Consider the following 17530-nt stretch of genomic DNA (forward strand, 5'->3'; position numbering starts at 1 on the left):
CGGTATGCCGGAGCTTCCTGAAGTCGAAGGCGTCGCGCGTGAGTTGCAGCAGCGCCTTCAACAGCGGCGGGTCATTGGCGTCCGCATTCACCGTCCGCGCCTTGTTGCGCCACAGTCTGTCGCCACGGTTGTCGCAGGGATGCAGGGGGCGGTTTTTGCCGAAGTCGGGCGGCGCGGCAAGCACCTGCTGCTACACCTGGACAATGCCCATACCCTGCTCGTTCACCTGCGGATGGCCGGGCGGTTTCTGTATCTGGCGCCTGACGCCCCGCTGCCAAAGTTCACCCACGCCGTCTTTGACCTCGACAACGACCGTCGCCTGGTGTTTCAGGACCAGCGGCACTTCGCCATCATGCGGCTGGCGCCCACGGCCGCGTTGTTCCAGCTTGAGGAACTCCGTCATCTGGCGCCCGAACCGCTGGGGCCGGATTTCACGCCGGACTACCTGCAACGCACGCTGGCCGGCACGCGGCGTCCCATCAAGGAAGTCCTGCTCGACCAGACGCGCGTAGCCGGGTTGGGAAATATCTACGCAGCGGAAGTCCTCTTTGCCGTCGGCCTCCATCCGCTCACCCCGGCCAACCTGGTGTCCAAATCCAAGGTCAAAGACCTGTGGAAGACCATCCGCATCCTGCTGGAAGCCGCCATCGAAGCCGGCACGACCCTTGACGTGAACCCGGAAAACATCACCGGGCAGTATTTTGGCGCGGCTTTTGCCGAGGCTCTGCTCGTGTACGACCGGGAAGGTGAACCATGCCTCCGCTGTGAAACCCCCATTGCCCGAATTCGCCAGGGGCAACGCTCGACCTACTTCTGCCCCAGGTGTCAGCGCCCACGTGCCAGAACGGGACGACAACCGGCGCCGTGATGTGCTAGGGTGCGGCCCTAACAGTTTTTCAGCCCCCTCGGATGGTTTTTTTGGTGTGTCAGCCGAGGCACTTCTGCCCGGCAGGCAAGGTTTCGGGAACAAGGTGGCCTTGAGGCTGAACCGCTTTCGGGAAGGGATGACTTCTTATGGAGCAGCACGTCGGTAAGGCTTGGGGAACGCTGAAGTATCGGGACGCAGCAGGAAAAGAAGCGACGGCCATGCTGAACAAACCGGTTTTCCGCATTGGTCGTCTTGCAGACAACGACTTGCAGATTGATGACCCTTACGTATCCCGCCTGCATGTCGAGCTGCGCTTCGATGGTGTGCATGCGACGTTGGTGGACCGAAGCAGCACCGGCGCAACGTACGTCAACGACCAGCGCGTTTCGGAAGCGCAACTGCGCAGTGGCGACCGGCTCGCACTGGGGCGCAAGCTCGCCGGGACGGAAATCGTCTTCGAGTATGCCAACCAGGGGGCAAAGCCGTCTGAAGCCGTCGAGCCACACCAGGTGATGTCGGTCATTGACCACTCCCAGACGCGCTACCTCAATACGTCTCTCATCCGGGCAACCCAACTGACCAATGCCGCGACCGTCAATCGCCTGAAGGCGCTGTATGAGATTACGAGCGCGATTCTGGCGCTGACCAACCGCGAGGAACTGGCCGAGAAGCTCCTGACGCTGCTGTTTGACGTGTTGCCGGCCGAGCGGGGCGTCATCCTGCTGGCCGACCCGAAAGACAACACCCTGCGCCAGCAGGCGGCCCGGCTGCGCAGTGGGGATGCCGCCCAGGTTTCGCCGAGCCAGACGATTGTGCGCCGGGTCTATGAGGGCAACGTTGCGGAACTATGCCTCGATGCCCGCAACGACGCCCGCTTTGCCGGTCAGCAAAGCATCATTTTCCAGTCCATCCGCTCGGTGATGTGCGCCCCGATCAGCTCGGCGAGCCGTATCTGGGGCGTGTGCTATCTCGACAACCTGACGACCAGGAAAACCTTTGAAGATGAGGAACTTGAGTTTCTGATGGCGGTTTCCCGGCAGGCCGGGCTGGCGCTGGAAAACATCTACCTGCTGGAAGAACAGAAAATCACCTTCCAGAGCTTCGTGACGACGTTGGCGGCATCCATTGACGCCCGCGATGACCTGACGGCCGGACACTCGGCGCGGGTGGCGCGGTACTCACGCTCGATTGCGAAGTACATGAACCTGCCGGAAGCCGAGCGCCGCCGGATTTACTACGCCGGATTGCTCCACGACTACGGCAAGATCGGGACGCGCGAGGCCATCCTCTGCAAACCGGGCAAGCTGACGCCGGAAGAGTACGCCCACATGCGCGACCACGCCAAGAACACGTACGACATCCTGTCGAAGATTCACTTCACGCGGGATATGCAGGACCTGCCGCTGGTGGCCGCCGGACATCACGAAAACCTCGACGGCAGCGGTTATCCCTTCGGTCTGAAAGGCGATGAGATTCCGCTGGGCGCGCGTATCATTGCCGTGGCGGACTTCTTCGATGCCCTGACCCACAAGCGTCACTACCGGGAACCCATGCCGATTGAAGAAGTGCTGGAGCTGATTGACGAAAGCACCGGCACGAAGTTTGACCCGCAGGTGGTGGCGGCGCTTAAGCAGTTTGTCCAGCAGGAATTCATCCCCAATCAGCGCAAGCGCGCCGAAGCCGAAGCGCGCCGGGCGCAAGCCCAAGTGCCGCAGGCCGCGCTCATTGACGGCGATACGACGATGCCGGTCATGCCACCGGAAACGGTGATGTCACCGGAAACGGTTTCCATGGACCCGGTGCCGCTGTAAGCCGGGCGTTCTGTCCGCCGCACTACGGGCAGCGTTCTTCCAGGTCGCGGGCGACGCTCGAAGTGGCATCCAATCCGACGCAGCCCCGCACCGGATCGTAGCGGTAGGGGATGCCGGCCGGGTCAAGCGGTGCCCGGTCATAGCGCCCGAAGCGCCTTTCAAAATCCTGGTGAAACAGCGCCAGCGGCCGCCCCATCGTGTCGTAGGCTTCGTCCCGGTGCGCGGCCAGAAGCGGATACAGCTCGGCAAAGCTGGCCGGGTTGCGCTGGTAGGTTTCGCGGAAACGCCCGATCATCCGCTCCATGAAGTCGCGTTCATCGAGTGAGGTGAGTTGTTGCAGCCGCCATTCGGCGCTCAGTCGTGCGCCTTCATGTTCAGCTTCGTCGCGCAGCTTCTGAAACAGCAGATAGGAGGTCCGGCGATCGCCCCCACGGGTTTTGGCCGCGCCGACCATGACGGCTGTCCAGTCCCGGTCGTTGGGGCTGATGGCCAAGGCTGAAGCCCGCTCGTAGGCTTCGGCGCATTCGTCGTACCGTTTGGCCCGCCAGCAGATGGCCCCATAGTCCGACCACAGCCGGAACAGGGTTTTCTGATCGGTTTGCACGGCAATGCCCTTGCGCAGAAGCGCCAGCGCCGCATCGTAGTCAAACTCGGCAAGGAAAATCGCTCCCGTCCGGTAGGCGGCCGTGAAGTTCGGGTCAACCGTCGTGGTGATGTTGAGCAGCGGTTCCAGCAGGGGCATGTCGTCCCGGGAAAGCTTTGAAAAATCCACCGCCCCTTCGCCGGTCAAGCCCCCGCCGAGCTTGCGTCCGAAATACTGAACGGTACGAATCCAGTAGAGGTCAGAAACGACGCCGTCGAAGCCAAACGACAGACGGCGTACGGTCTCGCCCGACTGCACATAGAGCGTTTCCTCGATGGCGCGGTTCCGGCTGAAGGTGGCGTCGAGCCGCACCTGCAGGGGATAGAGGCTGGCGAGACCAATGAACACAACGCCCCAGTACAGATAGGCCCGCCACTGCCCGGGGGAGGTCGTGGATGCGGCTGCCGATGCGGCTGTCGTTGCCATGGCGTCCTTGCCGAAGGGCTTTTGCCCCGAAGGGATCACTTGAAGTTGCGGCGCTCAAAAATGTAGAGCGTCAGGGACAGCAGAATACTCAGGTACACGACGCCATACAGGCAACTGAGGGCCATCTGGGTGCCCGTAATGGGAATGCCGTGGGCCGTGCGCGTGATGAAGTTGAAGTTGTGCAGGTTGGGCAGCAGGTAGTACAGCCCCCAGAGCACAATCTGCGTAATGCGCAGTGAGGGGTAGGTCTCGACGTTCAGCACATCGGCAAAGAGCTTGATGTCCGGGGTGAAGTTGCAAATCAGGTAACTGACGATGCTGAACAGGGTGGCCAGCGCCGGTGTTGTGAACGACGAAAAGAGCAGCGCCAGGGCCGTTGCCAGCAGGAGTTCGATGTAAAGCAGAAAAGCCGCCGGAATGATGCCGAATGGAGAGGGATCGGTCGGTCGGCGGACGTAGAACAACGCCACGAGCAGGGCGATGAGCATGACGGTGCAGTTGACCAGCAGCGTCAGCGACAGGCCGAAAAACTTGCCCAGAATGAACTCATACCGGTGCAGTGGCTTGGAAAGCACCGTGTAAATCGTACGCCGCTCGATTTCCTTGTACACCAGCCCGGTGCCAATAAAGACGGCAATCAGGTATCCAAACAGCAGCAACGTGCTCAGTCCGAGGTCCACCATGGCCTTGCGTTCCTGATTGATGGACAACTCCCCAATGAGCAACGACGCCGCGATGAGAATCAGGACGGCCACAACCAGGTTGTAGAGCACCTTGTCGCGCACGGACTCCCGAAAGGTGTTGAGCGCCACCGTGGAAATCTGCTTCATTGCTTCAAACCCGTATGACAGAAACGGGCCGTTCTCCCCAAACGTTGTGGATGCCGGCAATTATCCCCCTACCGGCGGGAGCAAGGCAAGCGGATGACATCCCCTGATATGGCCAATGGTCTGGCGGTCGTGGCCCGCCGCCCTTACGCCTGGCGGCTTCGCCGGGGCGTCCTGACGCTGGGTGACAAAACCCGCCTGATGGGCATCATCAACGTCACACCGGATTCGTTTTCCGACGGCGGACGCTACACCACCGTCGAAGCCGCCGTGGCTGAGGCGCAACGGCTTGTCACCGAGGGGGCTGACATTCTGGACATTGGCGGGGAATCCACCCGCCCCGGCGCGCAAACGGTGGATGAGTCCGAGGAAATGGCGCGGGTCATTCCTGTGATCGAAGCCGTAGCCCAGGCTGTGGACGTGCCGCTTTCGATAGACACCTACAAGGCTTCCGTCGCCGAAGCCGCACTAGCGGCCGGGGCGGTAGTGGTTAATGACATTTCGGGTTTTCGTTTTGATGCCCGCATGCCGGAGGTCATCGCGCGGCATGGCGCCGGCGTTGTGGTGATGCACAGTCGCGGCACGCCCGGCGCCCTGCACGGCTTGTCTCCGGTGCTGGACATTCTGGCGGATGTCACGGCCAGCTTTGAGCGCAGCCTGGAGGTCGCCCGCACGGCCGGTATCGGCCTGGACAGCATCGTGTTCGATCCCGGACTGGGTTTCGGCAAGACTCTGGAAGACAACCTGTGGCTGCTGGCCAGCTTACCGCGCCTTGCCACGCTGGGGCGGCCGCTGCTCGTCGGTCCGTCGCGCAAGTCCTTCATCGGCAAGGTGACAGGGAAAGCCGACCCCTCCGACCGGCTTCTGGGAACCGCCGCCAGTGTGGCTTTGGCGATTGCCGGCGGCGCGCATATCGTCCGTGTCCACGACGTGGCCGCCATGCGCGAATGTGCGGCGCTGGTGGATGCCGTCCGCACCACTGTTTTTCCAACCGGCGAGCCGGGGTAACGACACCACAACCGGCCGGCGTCACATCACCGGCAGGGATTCACCTTCTGAAATGGCCAGTTTTCCGGCGTCGCTCCACAGGCGTTCAAGGCCGTAAAAGTCGCGCTGCTCCGGCGTGAAGACGTGGACGATGAAATCGCCGTAGTCCATCAGCACCCACTGCCCGTCGGCATAGCCTTCGATGTGGCGGGGATAGGTTTTGAGCAGCCCCAGTTGGCGTTCCACCTCATCGGCCAGCGCCTGCGCGTGGCGCGAAGACGTGCCCGTGGCAATGATGAAGTAATCGGCAATCGAGGTCAGCCGACCGATGTCCAGAACCACCGGCGCGACGGCCTTCTTTTCCTGCAGGGCATGAATCGCCTGCCACACCCGCCGGTCTTCGACCTTGGGCGGCGTGGTTTCGGCGGGGACGGCCGGTTTACGTACGGGGAGACGTGGAGCAATGTCGTTCGTCATCAAGCGTGGTATCCGTTCGAGTAAAGTCCATAGACATGAATATACCGCTCCACGAGCGGCGGTACGAAGCGGGCAATGGAACGACCTTCGCTGACGGCCTGCCGGATGTCCGTCGCTGAGACATCAAGGGCAAACAAATCGGTCAGGAAAACGTGCATGCCGGTTTCGCCCAGGTTGCTCGTGACGGCCCGCTGGCTGGCCCGTCCGCCCCGCAGGTCAATGACCCGTCCTGCGCCGTACTGCCCGGCCAGCGTGGCGAGGTCGCCGACTTCATACTTCGGGCGCGTCATGACGATGAGGTGGCAACTGTCGAGCAGGGTTTGGTAACGCTCCCACTTGGGCAGGCTGGCAAAGGAATCCGCGCCCATCATAAAGAACAGGTGCGTCTCGTCGCCATAGGTCCGGCGCAGGGTCGCAACCGTGTCAGCGGTGTAGGGGCGCTCCGGCGCAAAGATTTCCACCATGGAGACGCGGGCAATGTCCATCTGGAGCGTGGCCAGCACGGTCATCGCATAGCGGTGGTAGGCCGAGGTTACACGGTCGAAGTCCTTGTGAGGTGGGCTGTAGGTCGGGATGAACAGCAGTTCGTCGAAGTTGAAGATGGCCGCCAGACTTTCTGCCAGCCGCAGGTGGCCGTAGTGGATGGGGTCAAACGTGCCGCCCAGCAGCCCCACCCGCCGCCGGCGGGTGGCCGTGGGAGGTTGCGGCTGAGCCGCCGGTACGGTGCTTTCCGGTGCAGCGCCGGCCGGTGATGTGCTGGGACGACTAGGCTTTCGGGTGCGTCCGGTCATAGACCTCCATCAGGCGGTCGGTCGAAACGTGCAGGTACTGTTGCGTGGTCGTCAGCCGCGCGTGCCCCAGCAGTTCCTGAATGGCGCGCAGGTCGGCCCCGGCATCGAGCAGATGCGTGGCAAACGAATGCCGCAGGCTGTGGGGGCTGATGTGGTGCAGATCACTGCACTGCCGGATGTATTTGTCAATCAGACGCCCGACGGAACGGGTTGTCAGCCGCGTGCCCTGGTAGTTGAAAAACACGCCGTTGGGTTCGCGCTTGTCCTCCGGGGCATGGGCAAGCAGTTGTCCCCGTACGCCCAGGTACAGCTCCAGTGCCTTGCGGGCATGCTCGCCAAACGGGACGATGCGTTCCTTGCGTCCCTTGCCGCGCACCCGGACGCACTGGTTTCTGAAGTCAATGTCTTCGAGATTCATGCCGACCAGCTCCGACACGCGCACGCCGGTGGCATAGAGCATTTCCAGAATGGCCCGGTCGCGTTTGCCCAGTACGGTTTCGAGGTCAGGCATTTCCACGAACCGCATGGCTTCTTCGACGGTCAGGTGGTTGGGCAGCTTGCGCTCCAGACGCGGCGAGGCCACGAGTTGCGCCGGGTTGAGTTCCAGAACGCCCTCCCGGCAGAGATGGCGGAAAAAGGCGCGCAGCGTGGCCAGTTTGCGGGCAATGGAGGTTTTTTTCTTCTTCTTTTCGTACAGCGTGGCGAGGTATTCCCGGATGGTGATGTTGTCAATGTCGTGGATGCTGACCTGACGCCGGACGCCCTGGGCATTTGGCGGACAGAGAAAGTCGTAAAACTGCTCCAAATCCCCCATGTAGCACCGCAGGGTGTGCGCAGAAGCATTGCGTTCATACATCAGAAACTTTTTGAAATCCTCGATGTAATCGGCCAGCGTCGGCGCTTCCGTCATGCCCGTTGCAACGCCTCCCCATCCGGTTTGCAAGATAGCTCTGCTATTGTGCGTCACGCGCGATCCCCTCGCAACGGGCGCTGCCCTGCCACGATGAACAGCACAACGGTTTTGGGCACAACCACGATGACCCTGAGCCAGCTTCAGACCGAACTCACCGCCGAGCTGGATGCCATCCGGGCCGCCGGCCGGTGGCGTGAACTGCGCCCGGCGCAGGCTCCGCCAGCCGTGACCTTCGTCTGCGAAGGGCAACGGTGGATCAACTTTTCCAGCAACGATTATCTGGGGTTGTCCACGCATCCGCGCCTGATCGCGGCCGCCCAGGCGGCCACGGCCGAGTGGGGCACCGGGGCGACAGCAAGCCGCCTGATTTGCGGCACGCTCGACCTGCACCGCTCCCTGGAAGAAGCCCTTGTCGCCTTCAAGGTTGGCGGACATCCCGGCTACCGCGCCCTGCTGTTCAACAGCGGCTACCACGCCAACCTGTCCCTGCTGACGGCGCTGACCGACGCGCAGGACGTGATCTTTTCCGATGCCCTCAACCATGCCAGCCTGATTGACGGCTGCCGTCTGAGCCGGGCGACGACCGTCGTGTATCGGCACAACGACCTGGACGACCTGCGCGCCAAACTCACCCGGTACGGGCAGGCGCGGCGCAGGCTCATCGTCACGGAAGCGGTGTTTTCAATGGATGGGGATGTCGCACCACTGGCTGACATACTGACCTTGGCGGAAACCTTTGGGGCGTGGGTCGTACTCGATGAAGCCCATGCCACGGGCGTGTTGGGTCCACAGGGAAGAGGTCTGGCGGCGCAGCTTGACCACACCGGCCGCCCGATCATCGTGATGGGCACGCTTGGCAAAGCTCTGGGCAGCTTCGGGGCGTTTGTCGTCGCGCCGGCCGTGGTCATCGAACTGCTCATCAACCGGGCGCGGCCGTTCATCTTCACCACGGCCCTGCCGCCAGCGCCCGTTGCGGCGGCGCTGGAAGCCGTGCGCCTGCTTATGGAAAGCGATGCCCTGGTGGAAGGGCTGCATTGCAACATCAAGCACATGGCAACGGCGCTGGGGTTTTCACCGGACTGGACTACACCGGTTTTTCCGGTGGTGCTGGGCGCGGAAGCGGCGACCATGCGTGCCATGCAGGACTTGCAGGCGGCCGGGTTCCATGTGGTGGGGATTCGCCCGCCCACCGTCCCGCCTGGCGCGTGCCGTCTGCGCCTGACGGTGACGGCGGCCCACACGCCGGCGCAGATCGCAGACGTGGCGGCTGCTGTCCGGTCAGTGATGCCGGCTTCCAGTCTCGTTCGGGCGACTCATTCGTAGCGCAGGGCTTCGGCCGGGTCGAGATAGGCTGCCTTGATGGCTGGAATGAGGCCGGCAATGAGGCCAATGCCGACCGAAATCCCGAATCCGATGCTGACCCACAGCATGGAGACGCTGGAGGGCAAATCCGGGATGGTCAGGTTGATGATTTGACTGAGCCCCAGCCCGGCGAGAATCCCGATGCACCCGCCTAGGCCGGTCAGCGACATGGCTTCAATCAGGAACTGCATGATGATGTCCCGCCGCCGCGCCCCAAGCGCGCGCCGGGTGCCGATTTCCTTGGTGCGCTCGGTGACGGACACCAGCATGATGTTCAAAACGCCAATCCCGCCGATGAGCAGCGCCATGCCGGAAATCGGGACGACAATCGCCGCCAAAACCAGGGTGATTTTCCCAAAGCCTTCTTTCTCGGCCGTCGGGGTCGAAAGATGAAAGTCGTCCGGTTTGTAAAACGGTACGTTGCGCCGCTTGCGCAGCAGCCGCGTCACGTCGTCCACCATGCGGTCGAGCTGCCCGTCCTTGGCCTTGGCCACAATCATGTAGTTTTTGTCCCGTGGGTAGAGCCGGCGGTACGTGGCGTGGGGAATGATGGCGCAGTTGTCCTCCCAGTTGGCGCCGGGAAACATGCCGCGCGCCGCGCTCTTTTCCAGCACGCCGACAACCCGGAAGATTTGCCCGTTGATGGTGAATTCGTTGCCGACGGCTTCCGTCGTGCCGAAAAGCGTTTCGGCCGTGTCATAGCCGATGACGGCCACCGACACCCCATGCCGGCTTTCGACTTCGGTATAGTAACGCCCGGTCAACATCTGCATGTTGCGCGCTTCGAGAAAGGCCGGATCGCCGCCGCGCAAGACCGGATTGTTGGCCTGACGGTCACGGTATTTCAGGATGGGCGCATCGCGACTACCCGGCCAGCGGCCCAGACAGGCCGTGGCGGCCGCCACGCTCGGCAGCTCGGCGACGGCCAGCCCGTCTTCGTAGGTCAGGTCCTTGCGTTGCCGCTCTTCAAACGTCGGTTCGCGTGGGCCGCCGAAGTCCAGCTTGGAGATGAAGATGGTGTTCGTGCCGAAGCGTTCGACCATGGCGGCAAAGCTTTTTTCCAGGCCCGTAATGACCGAAGACACGAGGATGACGGAGGTCGTTCCGATGATGACCCCCAGAACCGTCAGCAATGACCGGAACTTGTGCGCGCCAATGGTGGCGATGGCCTGCCCGAAGCTTTCCCGAACACTGTACAGCAGCAAGAACGTTGACCTGCCCTTTCTGGATGGATTACTCGGCGCGGAGGGCCACGATGGGGTCGAGGTTGGCGGCGCGGTAGGCCGGGTAAATGCCGAAAATCAGCCCGACGCTTGTCGAAACCAGCAGGGCGAGGACGACCGCCCAGACTGGCATTGAAAATGGCAATCCGAACTGCGCCGCGATCAGGAGACCAAACCATGCGGCTGCCAGTCCCAAGACACCGCCGATGCTGGAGAGCAGGGAAGACTCCACCAGAAACTGCCACAGGATGTCGCGCCGCCGTGCGCCCAGGCTTTTGCGGATGCCGATTTCACGGGTACGCTCGGTGACGGCAACCATCATGATGTTCATGATGACGATACCGCCCACGACCAGCGAAATGGAGACCACACCCAGTGCCACGGCGGCAATGAGACCGGTCAGATTGCGCCACAGGTCTTTGACCGCGTCGGCGCCGAGGAAGGCAAAGTCGTCTTTCTGGTCGGGGCGCAGGTGGTGACGCGCCCGCATGATACCGCGAACCTGGTCTTCCATGGCTTCGAGGGTAACGCCGGGCTGGGGCTGGAGCACAATCGCCAGGGATTGCCGCGGCCCGAACATCCGCAGGTGCACGGAAGGCGGAATGACCACAAAGTTGTCGCGTTCATTGCCGAGAAACGAGCCAAGCTCTTTGGAAACGCCGATGATGCGGAAAGGCTCGCCCTGGATGCGCAGTTCGCGTCCCACGGGGTTGGCTCCGCCAAAGAGCTTCTCGCGCACCTTGTAGCCCACGAACACCACGTTGGCGCGGTTTTCGTCGTCGCTTTCGATGATGAACCGCCCTTCCTCGACGTTGATGTTCCCGGCACCCATCGCCGGAATGCTGGGTGAATAACCAATGACCGAAACATTCGTCAGTTCGTTGCCGCCCTGCCGCAGGTAGGGAATGGAGGTGTCCAGCCGGATGCCCATTTCCCGCGCCAGACTGGCGCGGGCGCGCAGGTCACGGTAATCCTCCATGGTGATGATTTTGTTTTTCTGAACCCGCAGCCACTCGTCGAGACTCATCACGATGCCATAGCGGTCGAGAATGATCGTGTTCGCCCCGAATTCCTCCTCCATCGTCTTTCCGACATAGACATTCAGTCCCTCGATGACCGCCGCCACGGCAACCACGGTCATCACGCCGAAGATGACCCCCAGCAGGGTCAGAAAGCTGCGCAGTTTGTGGGCGCGCAGGGCGTCAATGGCCAGCCGAATGGCCTCACGAAAGGGCATAGCGCCAGTGGACATGGAAAACCTCAGCCGAAAGTTGCCGTCCGGTGGAATCGTCCATGCGAAACGTCAGGAACCACCCACGGGTTTCAAGAATACCTGGCCGTCCCCAACGCCGGCAGTGACTCCGCCGCGGTACACATTGCGCCGCGGCACAATTCGGCGTACAACCATTTGCCTGTGAACCCAACATTGCTGTTTCCCTGCCTATGATCAAACGGGTGACTCTGGCCGGTCGGCGGCTGGCATGGTGGTTGTTGGCGGTGGGGCTGACCGGCATCCTGGCCGGGCTTCCCGCCGGCTGCCGTACGCTTCAATCCCCACCGACACCGGAGTTTTTTGACCTCATCGAGCGTTTCCTGCCGCAGTTTGACGGCTCGCGGGAGCGGGCCGGCCAGCCCCCCCTGACCCGGCAGGATGCCGAACGGCTGCTGGCCGGAGCGCACACCGAGCGACGCTGGCAGGGACAGGGTGGGCAGGAAGTCTTCACGGTCGTCCAGCCGGTACGCCTGGGCAAGGGCATCGCCCAGTGCCGGGTGACGATCATGGCACTGCCGGGGCAGGCGACCATTCACGGCGTCCTGTTTCAGTTGTCCGGGCTGACCGATCCGGCGCTGGCCGATGATGAAAACCGTATCATTGACGCCTTCGTGCAGCGGTATGGCGATCCGGCGGATGTGGATGCCCCGGACATTGATCTCGTCTGGCCCCTGCCCCAGGGCGGGCTGGTGCTGCTGGCCGCCGAGGCGGATGATCCGACAACCACCTTTGCCCTGCGTCCGCTCTCCGAAGTTCCCGCCGACGAGGCGCTGGGTCACGGCGGTGAACTCCGCGACCACGATTGAAGCGTTGCCACGACTGGTTAAAGCGCAAAGCGGGTGGGCTGGAAACCACCCGCCTGCTTGGGAGATGAGCCGTGCAGGACTCGAACCTGCGACCCACTGGTTAAAAGCCAGTTGCTCTACCGACTGAGCTAACGGCCCGTGTGTCAAAGCACAAGACTGCAAAAGTAGGGGAATCCCCGCCGGGCTGTCAACGTGTGTTTGCCTGCCCGGATTGCCCCTGACAGAGCCGTTCCGCATAATGGGCAACACGCAAACGCTACTGCCAACCGACGACATGGCTGGCCCAAAATGGCTGTCCCAAACCCACACCGATGAATTTTGACCTCAAGAAAACTGTCAACCTGCCTTCCAAAGACCTGCCCATGAAGGGCAACCTGGCGCAAGCCGAGCCGCAGCGCCTCCAACGCTGGCTGTCCGCCGATGTCTATGGCGCGCTGCGCAAAGCGCGTGCCTGCCGTCCGAAGTTTCGCCTGCACGACGGCCCGCCCTATGCCAACGGACGGATTCACATGGGAACGGCCTTCAACAAGATTCTCAAGGACTTCATCGTGAAGTCGCGCAGCATGCTGGGCTTCGATGTGGCGTACATTCCCGGCTACGACTGCCACGGGCTGCCGATTGAAACCAAGGTCGTCAAGGACCTCGAAAGCAAGCTGGCTGCCAGGCAGGTGCCCATGACGCCCCTCATCATCCGTCGGGAGGCGCGGGCCTTTGCCGAACGCCACATCGTGCAGATGAACCGCGACTTTCAACGCCTGGGCGTGCTTGGCGACTGGGAACACGCCTACCGCACGATGAGCTACGACTACGAAGCGGACATTTTGCGGACGCTGGCGGCCTTTGTGCGGCAGGGCAGTGTCTATCGTGGGTTGCGCCCGGTGCACTGGTCTATCGGCGCACAGTCGGCGCTGGCCGAAGCCGAGCTGGAATACCGGGAAGTGATTGATCCCTCGGTGTATGTTGCGTTTCCGCTGGTGACGGACCCGGCGACCCTGTCGCCGGCGCTGGCCGGCCGGCAGGTGGCCATCATCATCTGGACGACCACGCCCTGGACACTGCCGGCCAATCTGGGCATCAGCTTCGGGCCCGACTTCGACTACGTTGCCGTCGCGGCTTCGCCGGTCAATGGACAGGGGGCAGTCGGCCCGGTGTACATCGTCGCAGAAAAGCTCCTGCCTGAACTGGCGCAGAAGTTCGGATGGGCAACGTGGCAGACGCTGGCCACCTTCAAGGGAACGGCGCTGGATGGCAAAGTGGCCCGGCATCCGTGGCTCGACCGTGAATCCAGGCTCATGGTTGGCGAACACGTCACGCTCGATGCCGGCACGGGTGCTGTTCACACTGCGCCCGGACACGGGATGGAAGATTTTCTCATTGGCAAGCGGTATGGACTGGAGCCGTACTGTCCGGTGGACCAGCGTGGGGTGTACACCGACGACGTGGCCTACTTTGCCGGCCAGCAGGTCTTTGCCGCCAATCCGTCTATCATCGAGCTGCTGCGGGCACGCGGCATGCTCGTCTTTGCCGAGGATTATCCCCACAGCTATCCGCACTGCTGGCGCACGAAGACTCCGACCATTTTTCGCGCCACGCCGCAGTGGTTCATCTCCATGGACGCCGCCGACCTGCGCCAACGCGCCATTGCCGAAATCGGGCGCGTCGGGTGGCTGCCGGCCTGGGGCGAAGAGCGCATGCGCAATATGTTCATCAACCGGGGCGACTGGTGCATTTCCCGCCAACGCGCCTGGGGCGTGCCCATTGCGGCCCTGCGCTGTACGGCCTGTGGAACGGTTCACGCCAGCGCCGACTTCATGGAACAGGTCGCAGAAGTCTTTGACCGCGAAGGGGCAGATGCCTGGTACGTCCGTCCGGTGAGCGATTTCCTCCCGCCTGACTTTGCCTGTGAAAGCTGTGGTGCAAAGGATTTCGAGAAGGAAATGGACATTCTGGATGTGTGGCTCGATTCGGGCGTGAGCTGGCAGACGATGGAGCGCGCCGGACTGGCAACGCCGGATGAACCGGCCTCGGATGTCTATATCGAAGGCTCCGACCAGTATCGCGGGTGGTTCAACTCGTCCCTCGTCGTCAGCCTGGGAATGCGCGGCCATGCGCCCTACCGGACGGTCATCACCCACGGCTATGTCCTCGACAAAGACCGCGAGAAAATGTCGAAAAGCCTGGGGAATGTCATCGAGCCCCAGGCGTTGATTGAAACCGGCGGGGCTGACCTGCTGCGCCTCTGGACGGCGAGCGTGGACTACACCGACGACGTGCCAATTTCCGAAGAAATCCTGGCGCGCATCGGGGATGCCTACCGCAAGCTGCGCAATACGCTGTGCTATCTCGTCAACAACCTCCCGGACTTTGACCCGGCGCAGGATGCCGTGCCGTTCGACGAGCTGTTCGAGATTGACCGGTGGGCGCTGGTGGAAACCAATGAACTCGTCCGCCGCGTACGGACGGCCTACGAGCAGTATGCCTTTCAGGCGGCCTACACGGCGTTGCTCAACTTCAGTACGACGCAGCTTTCGAGCATCTATTTCGATGTCCTCAAGGACCGGCTCTACACCTATGCGCCAAAGTCGTACGAACGGCGGGCCGCCCAGACGGCGCTGTACGACATCGCCAGCGCCCTGATTCGCCTGCTGGCGCCCATTCTGGCATTTACGGCCGACGAAGCCTGGGAAAAGCTGACGCGCCAGCCGTCCGGTTCGGTGCATCTGGCCGAGTTTCCGGCCTACGAGCCGGCGCGGGCTGATGCGGCGTTACAGGCGCGCTGGGAGACGTTGCTGGAGGTGCGTTCGGCCGTGCTCAAGGAACTCGAAAAGCAGCGGGTGGCCGGGCACATCGGCTCGTCGCTCGAAGCCCAGGTGTCGCTCAGGGCCGGAGGGCCGCTTGCGGCAACGCTGGCCGACTACGGCGCGGAGGCGCTGTCCTTTCTGTTCATCGTTTCGCAGGTGACGCTCGAAACCGCCGGAAATGAGGACCTGGTGGTACAGGTGGAGCGGGCGCGGGGCCGCAAATGCGAACGGTGCTGGCACTACGAAACGACCGTCGGCGAGGACCCAACCTTTCCCACCATTTGTCACCGGTGCGTCCGCAACGTGCGGGCCGGCTGGTATCCGGCGGCATAAACGCCGGATGTTTTTGGCCGGCCCGGCAGCCGGGCCGGCCGGGTATTCCCGAACGGGTATTCCCGAAAAAGTGGTCACGATTGCCGGATCCCGCCTTCGGTCAGGGCGCGGGGATCAAGCAGGCGGTCGAGTTCTTCGGCCGAAAGACTGGTCATCTCCAGAGCGACTTCCTTGACCGTACGGTCTTCGGCGTAGGCGCGTTTGGCAATCTTGGCACCGAGTTCGTAGCCAATCACCGGGTTGAGGGCTGTGACCAGAATCGGGTTGCGGCCGACTTGGGCGCTGAGGCGCTCTTCGTTGACGGTGAAGTTGGCAATGGCCCTGTCCGCCAGCAGCCGCACCGCATTGGCCATCGTGGTCAGGCTTTGCAGCATGTTGTAGGCAATGACCGGCAGCATGACGTTGAGCTGGAAGTTGCCGGATTGCCCGGCAATGGTGATGGTCGTGTCGTTACCGATGACCTGGGCGCAGACCATAGCCATGGCTTCCGGGATGACCGGGTTGACCTTGCCGGGCATGATGCTGGAGCCGGGTTGAAGGTCCTGAAGCCGGATTTCGGCCAGTCCGGCCTGCGGGCCGCTGTTCATCCAGCGCAGATCGTTGGCGATTTTCATCAGGCTCACAGCCACGGTTTTGATCTGCCCGCTGAGTTCGACGATGGCATCCTGGGCGCTGAGTGATTCAAAGAAGCTGTCGTTGGGCCGGAAGGGCAGTCCGGTCTGCGCGGCCAGCCGGGCCGCAAAGCGGCCAGCAAATTCGGGATGGGCATTGATGCCGGTGCCGACGGCCGTGCCGCCCTGGGCGAGTTTGGCGAGGCGTGGCAGGGCGCTTTCAATCCGCTCGATGCCGTGGGCGATTTGCCAGGCCCAGCCGGTGAGTTCCTGGGCGAGGGTGATCGGCATGGCATCCATCAGGTGGGTACGCCCGGTTTTGACCACATGGGCAACACTGGCGGCCTTGGTCTGGATGGTGCTGTGCAGATGGCGCAGGGCGGGCAGCAGGTCGTGCGTCGTGGACAGACAGGCGCTGACGTGGATGGCCGTTGGGATGGCGTCGTTGCTGCTTTGCCCCATGTTGACGTGGTCGTTGGGGTGGACGCGCATGCCGAGACGTTCGCTGGCCAGCGAGGCAATGACCTCATTGGCGTTCATGTTCGTACTCGTTCCCGAACCGGTCTGGAAGATGTCGAGTGGAAAGTGCGCGTCGTGTTGTCCGGCGGCGACTTCCAGGGCGGACTGGGCAATGGCTTCCGCCAGGTCGGGTGCGAGCAACCCCAGTTCCTGATTGACTGTGGCGGCCGCCCATTTCACAAGGGCGAGGGCTTCAATGAAACGCCGTGGGAAACGCAGGCCGCTGATGGGAAAGTTTTCCACGGCGCGCTGGGTTTGGGCCCCATACCGGGCCGTGGCCGGGACGCGCACCTCCCCCATACTGTCGTGTTCGATACGAAACTGCTCGTCGGTCACAGAAAGACTCCTTGCCATGAAGGTTAGCTGACGCACAGGATGGAGTATGCGCGTTGGCCGTCGTCGCTTTCAATGCACACCGTGCGCCGAACGGTGTCTGACGGGCGTGTGGCGCAACCTGCAACGCCGTTGAACGGGAACAATTTGGCTGGGAAATGAGAAAGCCTACCGTGACGGTAGGCTGGCGGGTCGGCAGGGCTGGTGAAGTGGTAGCGGCGTCCGGGATCGAACCGGAGACCTACGGGTTATGAATCCGTCGCTCTAACCATCTGAGCTACGCCGCCGCAAGACTTTCATAACCTGGCTGGTTGACGATAACCAGGCGCAAGGTGAGCGCGGGGTAAATTGGCCGAAGCCGCGATGAATTGCAAGTCCGGGCGGGCCAGCCAAAGCTGCCGTGAGGTGACTTGACAGCGGGTGCAGTCGGTTCCTAGCCTGTTTCAAATGGCACAGGTCAAAAGCAGTCATCATTATTGACGCCCGCCAGCGTGGATCATTCAGGGATGACACTCGCAACCCTTCC

Annotated in this window: 14 protein-coding genes and 2 tRNA genes; 6 read left to right on the forward strand and 10 right to left on the reverse strand. The window is 62.5% G+C overall.

Annotated elements, in window-relative coordinates; all coding sequences use genetic code 11:
• The first annotated feature begins 4 nt into the window (after window positions 1-4).
• Both mutM and J8C05_RS01545 read left to right on the forward strand, forming a co-directional pair.
• Window positions 5-868: a bifunctional DNA-formamidopyrimidine glycosylase/DNA-(apurinic or apyrimidinic site) lyase gene (gene mutM / locus J8C05_RS01540; RefSeq protein ID WP_211422479.1), complete on the forward strand. Its 864-nt coding sequence runs from the start codon at window positions 5-7 to the stop codon at window positions 866-868.
• A 146-nt stretch (window positions 869-1014) separates the two neighbouring features.
• Entirely contained in the window at window positions 1015-2679 is a 1665-nt protein-coding gene (locus tag J8C05_RS01545; protein ID WP_211422480.1) for an HD domain-containing phosphohydrolase, read from the forward strand.
• Between the two features lie 22 nt (window positions 2680-2701).
• On the opposite strand, the gene J8C05_RS01550 is transcribed toward J8C05_RS01545, so the two are convergent.
• Both J8C05_RS01550 and J8C05_RS01555 read right to left on the reverse strand, forming a co-directional pair.
• The gene (locus tag J8C05_RS01550; protein ID WP_211422481.1) at window positions 2702-3748 is read right to left on the reverse strand and encodes a tetratricopeptide repeat protein; all 1047 of its coding nucleotides are present in this window, start codon (window positions 3746-3748) and stop codon (window positions 2702-2704) included.
• Between the two features lie 35 nt (window positions 3749-3783).
• On the reverse strand, window positions 3784-4578 hold the full coding sequence (locus J8C05_RS01555; RefSeq protein WP_211422482.1) for an ABC transporter permease: 795 nt from the start codon (window positions 4576-4578) through the stop codon (window positions 3784-3786).
• A 93-nt stretch (window positions 4579-4671) separates the two neighbouring features.
• Between J8C05_RS01555 and folP the strand changes: the two genes are divergently transcribed.
• Entirely contained in the window at window positions 4672-5583 is a 912-nt protein-coding gene (gene folP / locus J8C05_RS01560; RefSeq protein WP_211422483.1) for a dihydropteroate synthase, read from the forward strand.
• 21 nt (window positions 5584-5604) lie between these two features.
• On the opposite strand, the gene rsfS is transcribed toward folP, so the two are convergent.
• Genes rsfS through J8C05_RS01575 form a run of 3 tightly spaced genes read right to left on the reverse strand, consistent with a single transcriptional unit; the run spans window position 5605 to window position 7740 of the window.
• On the reverse strand, window positions 5605-6039 hold the full coding sequence (rsfS, locus tag J8C05_RS01565; RefSeq protein ID WP_082671221.1) for a ribosome silencing factor: 435 nt from the start codon (window positions 6037-6039) through the stop codon (window positions 5605-5607).
• Window positions 6039-6830, reverse strand: coding sequence for a nicotinate-nucleotide adenylyltransferase (gene nadD, locus J8C05_RS01570; RefSeq protein WP_211422484.1), 792 nt, complete (start codon window positions 6828-6830; stop codon window positions 6039-6041). The genes rsfS and nadD overlap by 1 nt, the downstream gene beginning before the upstream one ends.
• The gene (locus J8C05_RS01575) at window positions 6805-7740 is read right to left on the reverse strand and encodes a tyrosine recombinase XerC (protein ID WP_211422485.1); all 936 of its coding nucleotides are present in this window, start codon (window positions 7738-7740) and stop codon (window positions 6805-6807) included. The genes nadD and J8C05_RS01575 overlap by 26 nt, the downstream gene beginning before the upstream one ends.
• Window positions 7741-7833: 93 nt before the next feature.
• On the opposite strand from J8C05_RS01575, the gene bioF reads away from it, so the two are divergent.
• On the forward strand, window positions 7834-9066 hold the full coding sequence (bioF, locus tag J8C05_RS01580; protein WP_211422486.1) for an 8-amino-7-oxononanoate synthase: 1233 nt from the start codon (window positions 7834-7836) through the stop codon (window positions 9064-9066).
• On the opposite strand, the gene J8C05_RS01585 is transcribed toward bioF, so the two are convergent.
• Both J8C05_RS01585 and J8C05_RS01590 read right to left on the reverse strand, forming a co-directional pair.
• Window positions 9057-10310 (reverse strand): ABC transporter permease, encoded by a 1254-nt coding sequence (locus J8C05_RS01585; protein WP_211422487.1) that lies wholly within the window; start codon window positions 10308-10310, stop codon window positions 9057-9059. The genes bioF and J8C05_RS01585 overlap by 10 nt on opposite strands.
• A 28-nt stretch (window positions 10311-10338) precedes the next feature.
• A complete protein-coding gene (locus J8C05_RS01590) occupies window positions 10339-11580 on the reverse strand; it encodes an ABC transporter permease (protein WP_211422488.1) in 1242 nt (413 codons plus the stop codon).
• A 191-nt stretch (window positions 11581-11771) separates the two neighbouring features.
• Between J8C05_RS01590 and J8C05_RS01595 the strand changes: the two genes are divergently transcribed.
• Window positions 11772-12407 carry a hypothetical protein gene (locus tag J8C05_RS01595; protein ID WP_211422489.1) on the forward strand — a complete coding sequence of 212 codons (636 nt, stop codon included), beginning with the start codon at window positions 11772-11774 and terminating at the stop codon, window positions 12405-12407.
• Between the two features lie 65 nt (window positions 12408-12472).
• Here the strand turns inward: J8C05_RS01595 and J8C05_RS01600 are convergent.
• Window positions 12473-12545, reverse strand: a tRNA-Lys gene (locus tag J8C05_RS01600).
• 173 nt (window positions 12546-12718) lie between these two features.
• Between J8C05_RS01600 and ileS the strand changes: the two genes are divergently transcribed.
• Window positions 12719-15541 (forward strand): isoleucine--tRNA ligase, encoded by a 2823-nt coding sequence (gene ileS / locus J8C05_RS01605; protein WP_211422490.1) that lies wholly within the window; start codon window positions 12719-12721, stop codon window positions 15539-15541.
• Window positions 15542-15615: 74 nt separating this feature from the next.
• Here the strand turns inward: ileS and J8C05_RS01610 are convergent, their stop codons facing one another.
• Window positions 15616-17007, reverse strand: a complete 1392-nt coding sequence (locus J8C05_RS01610) for a class II fumarate hydratase (protein WP_211422491.1) — start codon at window positions 17005-17007, stop codon at window positions 15616-15618.
• Window positions 17008-17214: 207 nt separating this feature from the next.
• A tRNA-Met gene (locus J8C05_RS01615) sits at window positions 17215-17291 on the reverse strand.
• Between the last annotated feature and the right edge of the window lie 239 nt (window positions 17292-17530).

The sequence above is a fragment of the Chloracidobacterium sp. N genome, from assembly GCF_018304765.1.
Taxonomy (GTDB): domain Bacteria; phylum Acidobacteriota; class Blastocatellia; order Chloracidobacteriales; family Chloracidobacteriaceae; genus Chloracidobacterium; species Chloracidobacterium aggregatum.